Consider the following 13,052-nt stretch of genomic DNA (forward strand, 5'->3'; position numbering starts at 1 on the left):
CCTTTAACTGGCTAGCATCAATTCGAGTCGCGACCCAACGCGTTGTGAGATGTCGGCCAAATCGCCGATCCATTCAATGACCTTGTAGAGGAACATCACGTCCACCGGGTTTAACTGGCTTTCCAGTTTCCACAGCTCGCGACGCAATACCACCTGCATTTTGTCCGTGTCGTCTTCAATCTGATCGAGTTGATCGATCATATCTTCAACCACTTTAACTTCACGGCCTTTGAAGCCGGTTTCAAGCAGCTCGTCTAGTTCATTCGTGACGTTTTGTGCCTGACGGGTAGCATCAATGGAGCGCATCACAAAATTACGGAACAAGTCGTGCAGGGATTCATGTATGGCCAGTTCACGTCCCAGCATCAATCCGGAGATATCACGGGCACGGTTGGCAATTTTATCCTGCTGGCTGAGCAGATCGAGTAAATCCTGACGCTGGATGGGCATAAAAATACCTGCCGGCAAGTTGACTCTCAGCTCTCGCTTAAGGGCATCGGCCTTACGTTCCAGGTGGGAAATATCATGTTGTAGTTTTTCGGCAGTTTTCCAGTCTTTGGCAAATACCGCTTCAAAAAACGGTAACAAACCCTGGCTACACTCATGAACTGTGTTGATATGCTCTTCCAGCGGTTTCAGCGGCGATTTCGCAAAAACCTCTAGAAATGAATTACTTGACATAAATGGCACTGTTTCTACCTTCAAGGTGGTGGCGCATGATACACCACAAAATATGAATGAAATATTTCAGTTTTATGACAATCAGGCAGTATTACCTGTGTTCTTGCATTTTCTCCTGCATCGCCTGGCGGGAGATATGCCGCACGTCCTTGCCCTTCACCAGATAGATTATATACTCACAAACGTGTTTGCACCTGTCGCCAACGCGTTCTAATGCGCGCATAGCCCAAAGTATATCCAGCCATTGCGGTAATGCATCAATATCCTGCTGCATTTCAGCCACAGCCTGAGTTAGCAACTGCTTATATTGTTCATCTATTTCCTGATCACCAATGTGAATGGTCAAAGCCGCATCGGCGTCCATTCTGGCAAAGGCGTTCAGGGTCTGGCGCAACATTTCCATTACGTGATTGCCGGTGGCGATCATACCGTTTTTGATGTCTTCAGACACGGGTAAATTGCCTTTCACAATGAGTTTGGCGATTCGTTCAACATCATCACCGATTCGCTCAATATCCACTGTCGCTTTGTTAATCGCCAGCACCAACCGCAGATCGCTGGCAGCGGGATGGCGCTTGGCAATAATACGGGTACATTCCTCATCGATCTGTACCTCCATATTGTTAACCATCAGGTCATTGAGCATGACTTTTTCTGCCAGCGCCCGGTTGTTATCCCGCAATGCGCTAATGGCGTCGCAAAGCTGCTGCTCGACTACGCCGCCCATGGTCAGCACGGAGTTACGCAGATTTTCCAGCTCCAGATTAAAACGCCCGGAGATATGGGTATTGAGTTTTATTTGTTGCATGGTTACCTCTTCGAGCATCGAGTTTCGAGTTTCGAGTTTCGAGTTTGCAAATTCTGTTATATGTCCCCGAACGCCAAATTCTCAGGAATATTGCCCATCCCTCTGATATCCGTCATTTTAGCCGTAACGGCCGGTAATATATTCTTCGGTCTGCTGTTCTTTGGGTCGGGTGAACAATCTGTCGGTATCCGAGTATTCAATCAAATGGCCCTGATGCAAAAAGGCAGTGAAATCAGACACTCTGGCCGCTTGTTGCATGTTGTGGGTAACGATCAATACGGTGTATTTTTCCTTGAGCTGGGTAATCAGCTCTTCGATGGTCAGGGTGGATATCGGATCAAGCGCCGAGGTCGGTTCATCCAGCAGTAATATTTCAGGTTGCAGGGCAATGGCTCTGGCAATCACCAGACGCTGCTGCTGACCACCAGACAGGGTCAGCGCAGACTCAAACAACCTGTCCTTGACCTCGCGCCAAAGCGCGACATCCCGCAGCGACTGCTCTACCGCATTGTCCAGGGTGCGCCTGTCTTTAATGCCCTGAATTTTCAGGCCATAGACCAGATTTTCATAAATGGACATGGGAAAAGGGTTGGGCTTTTGGAACACCATACCCACCTGTCGACGCAATAGCGCCACTTCTTCCTTACGATGGTAAATATTGCGGCCATTAATATGCACTTCACCTGCAACCACACAATTGGGTACCAGGTCGTTCAGCCGGTTAAAACAACTAAGCAATGTCGACTTGCCACAGCCACTCGGGCCAATCAGCGCCGTGACATGACGTTTAGGAACCTGCATATTGATATGGTGCAAAGCCCGTTTGTTACCAAAGGTTAAGGTTAGGTCGCGCACATCAATGGCAACCTGTTCCTGACTCAGGCTGTCGAGATCCAGGCCTTGCCTGGACAAATCAAAATACTCAAACATATGCATTACTCCAACCTCACCAATGTCCTGCCATCGCCTGGTATTGGCGGCGTAACCTGGACCGCACCATGACCGCGATAATATTCAGGGTCATAACTACCAGTAGCAATAACAGACAAGAAGCAAACATCATTGAAGAACCGTGACCAATACTGTTGCTGTGAAATGCACCATCATAAATCAACACACCAAGATGCATAAATTGCCGGTCCAGATGTAAGTAAGGAAATTCACCATCTAAAGGCAGAGTTGGCGCAAATTTTACCGCACCGACCAACAGCAACGGGGCCACTTCACCGGCGCCTCTGGCGATGGCCAGGATCACGCCGGTCATAATGCCAGGACTGGCCATAGGAATAACCGTACGCCACAGCGTTTCAAACTGAGTGGCGCCCAGGGCATAGCTGCCTTGCCGCAGGCTATTGGGCACTCTTCGAAGACCTTCTTCTGTTGCCACAATCACCACCGGCAGGGTTAACATGGCCATGGTCAACGACGCCCAGAAAATGCCCGGCGCTCCAAATGTGGGCGCTGGCAAATGCTCACTGAAAAACAGCTTATCGATATTGCCACCGACCTGATAAACAAAAAAACCCAGGCCAAATACCCCATAAACAATAGATGGCACTCCAGCCAGATTGTTTACACCAATTCGAATCAACGAAGTCAGCGAGTTTTCCGGTGCATATTCATTCAGATAAATGGCTGCCATGACCCCAAGAGGCGTCACAATCAAGGTCATTAACAACACCATTACCACTGTGCCAAACAGGGCAGGAAAGACCCCACCAGCGCTGTTGGCGCGCTTAGGCGTATCGCTGACAAACTCCCATATATTGGACAAAAAGGTCGCAAATCGCTGCACCGCGGTTTGCTGGTTGATTTGCTGATACTTTTCCACTTCCCAGAGGGGTAGTGCATAAGACTGGCCTGAATCAAACAGCAGTTGCAATTCAAACTGGGCCATTTGGCTGCGACGGCTTTTAAGTTCCGCCATCAGCGCAGCGAATTCATCCTCCAACTTGACTCTGGCTGGCGCATCCACTTCAACGCCGCGTCGGTCGTACTCGGCCAGTAACTGGTGTATGGCGGCTAATCTGCCCTGTTCAATGGCTGAAATTGCCGCCACCTCAACACTGACATCTTGCAGCACATTGGGCAGACGATTGATGTCCACTGCCTTACCTGCAAATGTCAAACCGTTCAGCCTGGCAAACAATCTATTGCCACTTCTTAGCTGAACATCAATTAAATCAGGCAATGCCAGCAAGGTTATAATCTGTTCTTGCCTGAGCAAATGCTGCTGGTCACTGAACTGATACAATTTTGCCTGGTTGAACAACCAACGTTTCTGGCCTCTCGTGGTGATAAAGTCCCGCGACAATAAGGTCGCAAACATCTGTTGTGGCTGATCTTGCTCATCCACATAACTCACCTGATACAACGGATTAGGCCAGAAATGTTGCATGCCTTTAACCAGCATGATCCCTACCATGCCACACAGCAGCAACAGGATAATCGCCACCAATGCAGCCCCGCCGACTATAGGTAGGCCATCTTTTTGTCTGGCGAAAAAGCGGCGCTTAAACACTTTGATAATGCTTCCGTAGTCTGCCCCTTACCAATTCGGCCAGGGTATTGATAATAAAGGTAAAAACAAATAAAAGCAGAGCGGTAAAAAACAGCACCCGATAGTGGATACTGTTGACCTCAGACTCGGGCAATTCAATGGCGATATTGGCGGTAAGAGACCGCATACCAGCAAACACATCCCAGTCTGCTACCGGCGTATTGCCGGTGACCATCAACACAATCATGGTTTCACCAAAGGCCCTGGAAAGCCCGAGAATAATGGAAGAAAAGATCCCCGGATAAGCGGCGACCAATACTACCCGCCTCAAGGTTTGTGCTCTGGTGGCACCCAGCGCAAATGAAGCCTGACGCAGGTGCCCTGGTACCTCGTAAATGGCGTCTTCTGCCAGGGAGTAGATACTGGGTACAATTGCAATGCCCAGCGCCAGAGCCACCACCAGCGCGTTTTTACTGCTGTGATTGTCCTGTCCCGGGAACCAGCCTTGTGGCCATAACCAGTCCTGCGCCACACCGCCCAGCACAAATGCCAGCCAAGCCAGAAAAAGCACCAGCGGTATCATCAGTAGCAATTCCCAGCCGGATTGCCAGCGCAGTGACATACCTCGGGATAACGGCTTTTGCACCAACGCCAGCAGCAGCAGGCTGATAGGTAAAAAAACCAGGAACAGCAGCATACCCAGCAGATAATCCTCAACAATGGGAATTAACCAGATAGCGGCGATAAAGCCTATAACCACGGACGGTACGGCCTCAAGCAGCTCAATGCCGGGCTTCAACCAATTACGTAACCTGGCAGGCACAAAATAAGCGGTATAAATTGCTGCACCGACCGCCAGTGGAATCGCAATAATCAATGCCAACAAGGCCGCCTTCAAACTGCCAATCACCAGAGGGACAAGACTGTATTTGGCTTGACTGATGTCCTCCGCGGCAGAGGACTGCCAAACATAATCCGGCTCGGCATAACCTTCATACCAGACTTTTTGCCACAGGCTCTCAAAACTGACGATGGAACTGATATTGTCAATGCGCCATTGCTGCACGTCATGCTCATTCCAGTTGTAAAGTCGCGCATCAACCAGCCATATGCCCTTACTGTTTGCCACGCCCTGGTGTTTGGCCAGAACCTCACCGGTACTGCTTAAGAACAGCCACAGTTCACCCTGTTTGCCAAGCAATACACCTAAATCCTTTCCCTGCGCCATTTGCAGCGCCTGAACCTCAAATGGTTCAGCTAATGCATAAATTGGCCTGAACCGGAACTGGCCGGCATCATTGAAACCTGACCATTTTTCAACCCTGGCGTCGGCAAAACCCAGCAAAAACGCTTTGTCACCGGGAAAAGACAGCAGCTTTTGTACCGGCGCAGATAATGTAAGACTGTTACTTTGAGTCGGGCTGCTAAAGGTCAGTTGAGCAGCATTGGCCTGGACCGCCAAGGTCAACGACGGCAGCAACAACAAGTGCTCTGAGGCAGGCAATCTTTGTTTAATTACCTGTCCGGCCTGCAGACGGGAAACCCAGTAAAGCTGCCAATGTGTCTGGCCGGGCACGGCAATACCCAACCAGTCTTCAGACAAGGCAACCTGCCAGGAATTTGCCGGTATTTTTTCCGGAAGATCGGGAAGATACAGCGACAGTTGTAGTTCACGTAACACCTGCTCACCGACACGGGTCAGGCGTTCCATCCGCAACATACCTTCGCTGGTCAGCGTCGTCAGGTAACGTCCACCATGGTAGTGCAACGCTTTAACCTTGGTATGGCAGTCCAGTGGCAATTGTTTCAAAGGACTAAGCCCCGCCCCCTGCTCCGCCTGCACCTGAAAAAACGCCAACTGACAATCATTGCCCCGGGTTATCAGCGCCCGTTCCTGCTGAAGATCTTCCAGTAACAGCACTTCTTGAGCCGGTAATTGCCAGACGGCTTTGGGAGTCAATGAGGGAGATAGAACCAGAGGAGCCGTCACGTATAACAAATGCCATATCAGCATGGCCAGGGTGACCAAAACAGTCAAACCACCAAAGGTAATAATTCGCGCCGCCAGCCGATCCCGGGTTAAACGGCCTCCCAGGCCTGGTGATGCTGTCTGAAATTCTGCTTGCACAAAACAACCGGTCAATACTGAGCTGGCCACATTGTAAAGGCCACCTGAGCGAATTACTAACTGTTTGACCCTTGGCTGATTTGCGCCGCTTGCCGAGCCAAGCATTAAGCTGCTATTTATGTGAATTGGTATTATAGTTTGCTCATCCGGCGCACAAAGGTCCCCACCATGCGCCGTCCCGCCTTTAGGTTGCACAGGAGAATAAGATGGAATCAGTAATTTTCACCCTGATTGGTAAAGATAAACCCGGCATTATGGAGGCAATATCCCGCACGGTCAGACAACTGGAGGGAAATTGGCTATCCAGTAACTTTGCCCATATGGCTGGCCTGTTTACCGGTTTTGTTCAGGTACAGTTACCTAAAGACAATGTGCAACCACTATTAACTAAACTGGATGCGATGCCAGAGCTGAATATTCGTCTGGTGCAGGGTGATGCCCCAGCAGAAACCCAGACGCAACAGGTTAACCTGGAAATTATGGGTAATGACAAACCTGGCATTGTGCAGGAATTAACCAGAGTGCTACATCAATTCAACCTGAACATTATCAAGTTCCAGTCCCATTGTGAGCCGGCCCCCAACTGGGGAGGAAATCTGTTTAAAGCCAATGTGGTGATCGAGATCCCACAAGACTTCGATACCGATCCACTCAGCGACGCACTGGAACAGATAGCCAATGATCTGATAGTCGATATAGATTGGGAGTGAGGAGTGAGGAGTGAGGAGTGAGGAGCAAGATGCTGTTACCGTTTTAGCACAAAAGTGCTGATCGGCCTCCTCTCATCGTCATAAAAGCTTCATATTAACCGGCTGGCACTGTTGCTAGAATTTTGCGAATTTTCATCGCCGTAGCGAAAAAGATGAACACCAATACCATTTACTATCCAAAGGAACTGAGCTGGCTGGCCTTTAACCAGCGGGTCTTGCAAGAAGCTGCAGATAAGCGTAACCCCATTGTTGAGCGTATCCGTTTTCTGGGCATTTACTCTAACAATATGGACGAGTTTTACCGGGTCAGGGTGGCTGATGTAAAACGCCAGATCTACATTCACCTGAATGACCAGAATACCGAGGCCGCCCAGCAAACCAAAGAACTGATGGATAAGATCCAGGAACGGGTGCTGGTCATGACCGATGACTTCGAGCGCATTCACGCCGAAGTGGTGGCGCGTCTGGCCAAGTACCAGATCTTTCTGATTGCTAAAGATGAGTTGGACGGCTACCAGACCCAGTGGCTGAAGAGTTATTTCCAGAACAAAATTCTGCGCTATATGGCACCGGTGCTGCTAAGCAACAAGGTGAAACTGGTCGACAGGCTTAATGATGCCGCCACTTACCTGTTTGTCGCCATTCGTAAGGAAGAGCAAAAAACTCAGTATGCCTTGCTGGAAGTGCCCACCGAATATATGTCGCGTTTTGTGCTGATTCCGCCGGAAAAGAGTCGTAAGAAAAAACATATCATCCTGCTCGACGATATTATCAACCTGTGTCTGGAACAGATATTCCGCGGCTTTATCGATTTCGACAGACTGGAAGCTTATTCATTTAAAATGACCCGTGACGCCGAATATCGCATCAACGATGAAATTGATGAAAGTTACGTGGAGAAGATGTCGGAAAGTATGAAACAGCGCCTGATTGCCGAGCCGGTGCGTTTTGTCTACGACGGTGACATGCCAGCCGATATGTTGGAGTTTCTGAAAAAACAGCTCAAAATCTCCAGTTACGACAGTCTGATTGCCAGTGGCGCCTATCGCAACTTTAAAGATTTTATCGGTTTCCCCAATGTTGGTCGTGAATACCTGGAAAACCCGCCGCTGCCTGCTATTAATGCCAGGGAATTTGCCGATCACTACACGGTATTTGATGCTATCAGCAAACGCGATATTTTGCTGTACTACCCTTACCACAGGTTCCTGCATCTCACTGAATTTGTGCGCCAGGCAGCCTTTGACCCAAGCGTTAAGCATATTCGCCTGAATATCTACCGGGTTGCCAGCAAGTCACGCATCGTCAACTCGCTGATAGACGCGGTAAACAACGGCAAACAGGTGACAGTGGTGGTGGAGCTGCGCGCTCGTTTTGATGAAGAAAACAATATCGAATGGTCCAAGACCATGACCGACGCAGGAATAAAGGTGATTTTGGGCATTCCCACCTTAAAGATTCACTCCAAGCTTTGCGTTGTCAGCCGTGAAGAACATGGGCAGCTCGTCCATTATGCCCATTTTGGCACCGGTAACTTCAACGAAAAAACCGCCAAAATTTATACCGATTTCAGTCTGTTCACCCGCGATCAGGAACTGGCCCAGGAAGCGGTAGACGTGTTTGATTTTATTCAATACCCTTACCGTCGCTTCAAGTTCCATCATTTGCAGGTATCGCCGGTTAACGCGCGCACAAAAATCCAATTGTTAATCCGCCAGGAAGTGCAGAATGTCAAAGAAGGACACAAGGCCCAGATCCTGCTCAAGGTGAACAACCTGGTGGATATTCCACTGATTGATGATCTTTACCGCGCCAGCCAGGCCGGGGTAAAAATTCGCGCCATTGTGCGTGGCATGTGTTCACTGGTGCCAGGCGTCAAAGGCCTGAGTGAAAATATCTCGATTATCAGCGTAGTGGACAGGTTCCTTGAACACCCCAGGGTGATGGTATTTGAAAATGCCGGCGACCAGAAAGTGTTTATCTCCTCGGCCGACTGGATGACCCGCAATATGGATAACCGTATTGAGGTAGGTTGCCCGATTTTAGACCCGGTATTAAAGAAACGCGTCCTGGATATTCTGCACATTCAATTTAAAGACACCATTAAGGCCAGAGTGATAGATCAGGAACAAACCAACAAGTATGTGAGACGAGGCAACAGGAAAAAGTTGCGTTCCCAGGTAGAAATCTACGATTATCTGAAGGCTCTGGAAGTCGATAATAATAATCCATGAACCAATTAGCCAATGCCTTTTCCGACGTGGAGGCCAGAAACGTTACCCATGTAGCAGCGCTGGATATGGGCTCAAACAGCTTTCATCTGGTGGTTGCCAGGATTAACGCCGGTAGTGTGCAAATCCTCTACAAAGTCAAACAAAGGGTCAGACTGGCGGACGGCCTGGACAAAGAAGGATACCTGGACCAGGCCGCCATCGACCGGGGCATTGCCACCTTGCAGCAATTCGCTGACAGCTTGCGGGGATTTAACCCCGATTCGGTGCGCATAGTGGCCACCCATACCCTGCGTAAGGCCCACAACGCCCGGGACTTTATTCGTGCCGCCCGCCAGGTATTACCTTATCCGGTGGAAATCATTTCCGGCGTCGAAGAAGCGCGTCTGATTTATCAGGGCGTTGCCCATACCACCGAAGATACCGGCCAGCGTCTGGTCATTGATATCGGTGGTGGCAGTACCGAATTTGTGATTGGTAATGGCTTTAAACCGTTGTTAATGCGCAGCCTGCAGATGGGCTGCGTCAGTTTCACCCAGCATTATTTTAAAAATGGCGAGCTGAAAAGTAAGGCCTTTAACCGCGCCATCACTGCCGCCAAACAAGAGCTGGAGATGATTGACCGTAAATACCGGCAATTGGGCTGGGAAGTGTGTATCGGCACTTCTGGCACCATTAAAACCATCGTCAGTCTCGCTCAGGAGGTGAATCCCGAGCTAAAAGGCGCCATCGTCACCCGCCAAGAACTGAAGAAACTGCAGGATGCCTGCGTCAAAGCAGAACATATGGATAAGCTTGGTTTTAAAGAGCTCAGCGATGACCGCCAGCCCATTTTTGCTGCTGGACTCGCCATACTTATCGCCATCTTCGAAAGCCTGGATATCCAGCAAATGGAGTTTTCTACGGCCGCCCTGCGTGAGGGGGTGATCTACGAAATGGAAGATCGCCTTGAACATCAGGACATACGTGAGCGCACCGCCGAAAGCCTGGCGGTACGTTATGATGTCGACACCGAGCAGGCCAGGCGGGTATTGGCCACAACCATGGCCCTGTATCAGCAACTGGCCGATGACTGGGAAATCCGCAGCGCCGAGCTACAAAGCCTGCTTGGCTGGTCAGCCTTGCTGCATGAGGTCGGATTACAGATAAATTCCCGTGGCGTTCAGCGCCATTCCGGTTATATACTGCAAAACGCTGATTTACCGGGTTTTAATCAGGAGCAACAAGATTTGTTGGCCACCCTGGTTCGTTTTCATCGGAAGAAGATAAAAACGTCGGATTTTCCGGAATTTTCCCAGTACCGTGTCGAGCAGGTACAAAAGCTGGTTTGTATCTTGCAGCTCGGCGTACTGTTAAATATCAAACGTTTGGATGATTTTTTGCCCCAGATCAGGGCAAAAACCAAGCAAGATAAGTTAATACTGGAATTTGCCGACGACTGGTTGCAGAATGCGCCTCTGGTAGTGGCAGACTTGGAACTGCAAGCGGAGTACCTGCATGGTTGCGGGATCCGGCTGGTTGTGCGTTAATGGCATGCGCCGTTAATGAAAAATGTCATACCTGTCCGGCAGATTTGCACCACTCGTGACACTTTGTACGAGTGGCAAAGGTGTTAAAGACTGTGCCGATAGCCAGTTGAGGTATAAAAATGCTGACCTTGGGTCGCAAAGCTATACCTCACAGGCGTCGCCAATGAATTGGGTATGGAGTAGCTTATCTCCAGCCCACTATCAACATAAAACAAAAGGAAGCATCCAATGAATAAAACTGATCTCATCAATGCAATTGCTGAGCGCGCCGACATCTCCAAAGCCTCTGCAGGCCGTGTTATTGACGCCTTCACTGGTGCAGTAACTGAAGCACTGTCCAGCGGTGACGAAGTGGCTATCCTGGGTTTCGGTACTTTCAAAGTATCTGAGCGTGCTGCCCGTACAGGCCGTAACCCTCAGACTGGTGCCACCATCAACATCGCAGCCTCCAAACTGCCTTCTTTCAAAGCCGGTAAAGCCCTGAAAGACGCTTGCAACTAAGCATTCTTGTGGACACGGCGTGCCGTGTCCTCCTTTTCCATCCGTTTCATACCTTAAATCGATTAACCGACGCCTTCAAATTTGCCGCCTGCTCGGCCACCATATCGCTGGCCTCTTTGTTGTGAATAGATGCAGTGTTGACCTGTTCAGCCAAATCACGAATCTGAACCACATTTTTCCCTACCTCGGCAGCGACACAGGATTGCTCTTCAATGGCTGTTGCCACCTGAGTAGCCATTTCCATAATACTGTTTAAGTCACCGGTAATACGGGTTAGCAACTCCCCCACCGTACTGGCCCGCTCTGCCGCTTGTTGTCCTTTGCCGTGACTGCTGTCAACTGATTGCACAATCGCCTGGGTACGTTGCTGCAGGCTGCCTACCGTCTTGGTGATCTCTTCTGTACTTTGTTGTGTGCGGGTGGCCAGGCTGCGTACCTCATCGGCAACCACGGCAAACCCCCGGCCCTGTTCACCGGCTCGTGCCGCTTCAATGGCAGCATTCAAAGCCAGCAAATTGGTCTGTTCGGCAATCCCACGAATGACATCCAATACCGCCCCGATAACCTGGCTTTCTTTTTCCAGCTCCGCCACCGCACTGGCTGAGTCGGTCAGTTGACTGGCCAGGTCACGGATTTGCGCGACACTTTGCTGTACTTCACTGGCACCGGTTGAAGCAAAATGACTGCTGTCTCTGGCCTTGCCAGCAGTATTTTCTGTGTTTGTGGCAATTTCATCTATGGTGTGGCTCATTTGCGTCACCGCCGTTGCCACCATATCGGTTTCCTGCAATTGGCTGCGCATGTCATTAGCGGTTTGCTCAGCGCTTTGTGCCAATTCGGTCGAAGCATCGTTAAGCATGCTGACCGAGCGATTAATGTCGACCACGACATTGCGAAAAGCTTCTACCAACAGGTTCAGATCGGCAGCCATGCTGGCCAGCTCATTACGTCCTTCTACTTTTAGCTGAAGAGTAAAGTCATTCTCGTTACGGATACGGTGCACGGTGTGGCTCACCGTCTGAATAGGGATAATAATACTGCGGGCAATAAGCCAGGCCAGGGTTGCGACCAAAATAGTGATCACAAGGGTCAAAAGGCTGACCAGCAGATTGTTGAAAGACATGGCCTGCTCAATCTCATCGCGGGTGCGCTGCATAACCGCATCCAGTACCTCCTCGGTGCTTTGAATGGTGTTACGCAAATTGCCGCGAATGCCAGACTTTTCGTCCAGCCCAATGGCTTGCTCTGCCTTAACCAGTTGCTCAAAACCCTGTGCATAGACGACAGACAATTCCTGCAGTGCTGTTTTACTGGCATTGTCCAGATTACTCTGACCTATAGCATCCCGTAACTTAGTCAGATTGGCCTGAAAGTCCTGTAAATACTTCAAGTCCCGACGCAACATAAAGTCCTTCTCATTACGTCGTAGTTGTAACATATTAACCAGTAATGCAGATTGGTCGGCGCGCTTAAGTTCCTGCTCAATGCCATGCACTGCTTTACGCAAAGCACCATACAAACCATCTTCATGATCCAGGCCAATGGTTTTTTGTTGCTCCACCAACTCATGCATATTTTGCCCGTAAGCGGCAAAGGTATCCTTTAGCTGCATCAATTCTGTGTCTGGCAGGTCAAACTGCTGGTAATAGCGCTGCAAAGAGCGGGTCAGCGCCTGGACGTCCTGCAAGGTCAGATCAAAGCGTTCGATATATTTCAGATCTTTTCTGGCCAGAAAGTCCTTCTCATGGCGTCTTAACATCAGCATACCAGTATTAAGTTGCTCGGCCTCGGCCTGTGCTTGTGCCAGCGTACTGAGCGTAGAAGAAGAATACCGGGATAAAATGAACATCAGCACGATAGCTACCAACACGATGGCGGCATTGCTGAATAATCGATTCTTGATGGTCATAACAGCTTACTCCTGCTATCTGTAGACAGTTCTTCTGACTGCACCGCGCCCCAAA

At 49.8% G+C, this 13,052-nt stretch carries 10 protein-coding genes; 4 read left to right on the forward strand and 6 right to left on the reverse strand.

The features are described 5' to 3' along the window. Window positions 1-3: 3 nt before the first annotated feature. From CSR04_RS08495 to CSR04_RS08515, 5 genes are all read right to left on the reverse strand, one after another. Window positions 4-681: a TIGR00153 family protein gene (locus CSR04_RS08495; RefSeq protein ID WP_102795838.1), complete on the reverse strand. Its 678-nt coding sequence runs from the start codon at window positions 679-681 to the stop codon at window positions 4-6. Window positions 682-772: 91 nt separating this feature from the next. Further along, window positions 773-1,489: a phosphate signaling complex protein PhoU gene (gene phoU / locus CSR04_RS08500; RefSeq protein ID WP_102795979.1), complete on the reverse strand. Its 717-nt coding sequence runs from the start codon at window positions 1,487-1,489 to the stop codon at window positions 773-775. A 117-nt stretch (window positions 1,490-1,606) separates the two neighbouring features. Continuing rightward, window positions 1,607-2,419, reverse strand: coding sequence for a phosphate ABC transporter ATP-binding protein PstB (pstB, locus tag CSR04_RS08505; RefSeq protein ID WP_146027131.1), 813 nt, complete (start codon window positions 2,417-2,419; stop codon window positions 1,607-1,609). A gap of 16 nt (window positions 2,420-2,435) precedes the next feature. Continuing rightward, on the reverse strand, window positions 2,436-4,010 hold the full coding sequence (gene pstA / locus CSR04_RS08510; protein ID WP_245921477.1) for a phosphate ABC transporter permease PstA: 1,575 nt from the start codon (window positions 4,008-4,010) through the stop codon (window positions 2,436-2,438). Continuing rightward, complete coding sequence (locus CSR04_RS08515; protein ID WP_172449289.1) at window positions 4,003-6,117, reverse strand: ABC transporter permease subunit; 2,115 nt, start codon at window positions 6,115-6,117, stop codon at window positions 4,003-4,005. The genes pstA and CSR04_RS08515 overlap by 8 nt, the downstream gene beginning before the upstream one ends. Before the next feature lie 206 nt (window positions 6,118-6,323). Here CSR04_RS08515 and CSR04_RS08520 point away from each other — a divergent pair, with 206 nt between their 5' ends. From CSR04_RS08520 to CSR04_RS08535, 4 genes are all read left to right on the forward strand, one after another. Continuing rightward, complete coding sequence (locus CSR04_RS08520; protein ID WP_102795841.1) at window positions 6,324-6,827, forward strand: glycine cleavage system transcriptional repressor; 504 nt, start codon at window positions 6,324-6,326, stop codon at window positions 6,825-6,827. Window positions 6,828-6,979: 152 nt separating this feature from the next. After that, window positions 6,980-9,061, forward strand: coding sequence for a polyphosphate kinase 1 (ppk1, locus tag CSR04_RS08525; RefSeq protein WP_102795842.1), 2,082 nt, complete (start codon window positions 6,980-6,982; stop codon window positions 9,059-9,061). Beyond that, window positions 9,058-10,587, forward strand: a complete 1,530-nt coding sequence (gene ppx / locus CSR04_RS08530) for an exopolyphosphatase (RefSeq protein ID WP_102795843.1) — start codon at window positions 9,058-9,060, stop codon at window positions 10,585-10,587. Before ppk1 ends, ppx begins: the two co-directional genes overlap by 4 nt. 228 nt (window positions 10,588-10,815) lie before the next feature. Next, window positions 10,816-11,088, forward strand: a complete 273-nt coding sequence (locus tag CSR04_RS08535; RefSeq protein ID WP_102795844.1) for an HU family DNA-binding protein — start codon at window positions 10,816-10,818, stop codon at window positions 11,086-11,088. A 46-nt stretch (window positions 11,089-11,134) separates the two neighbouring features. On the opposite strand, the gene CSR04_RS08540 is transcribed toward CSR04_RS08535, so the two are convergent. Next, window positions 11,135-12,997, reverse strand: coding sequence for a methyl-accepting chemotaxis protein (locus tag CSR04_RS08540; protein WP_102795845.1), 1,863 nt, complete (start codon window positions 12,995-12,997; stop codon window positions 11,135-11,137). Between the last annotated feature and the right edge of the window lie 55 nt (window positions 12,998-13,052).

The sequence above is a fragment of the Bowmanella denitrificans genome (assembly GCF_002887595.1).
Taxonomy (GTDB): domain Bacteria; phylum Pseudomonadota; class Gammaproteobacteria; order Enterobacterales; family Alteromonadaceae; genus Bowmanella; species Bowmanella denitrificans.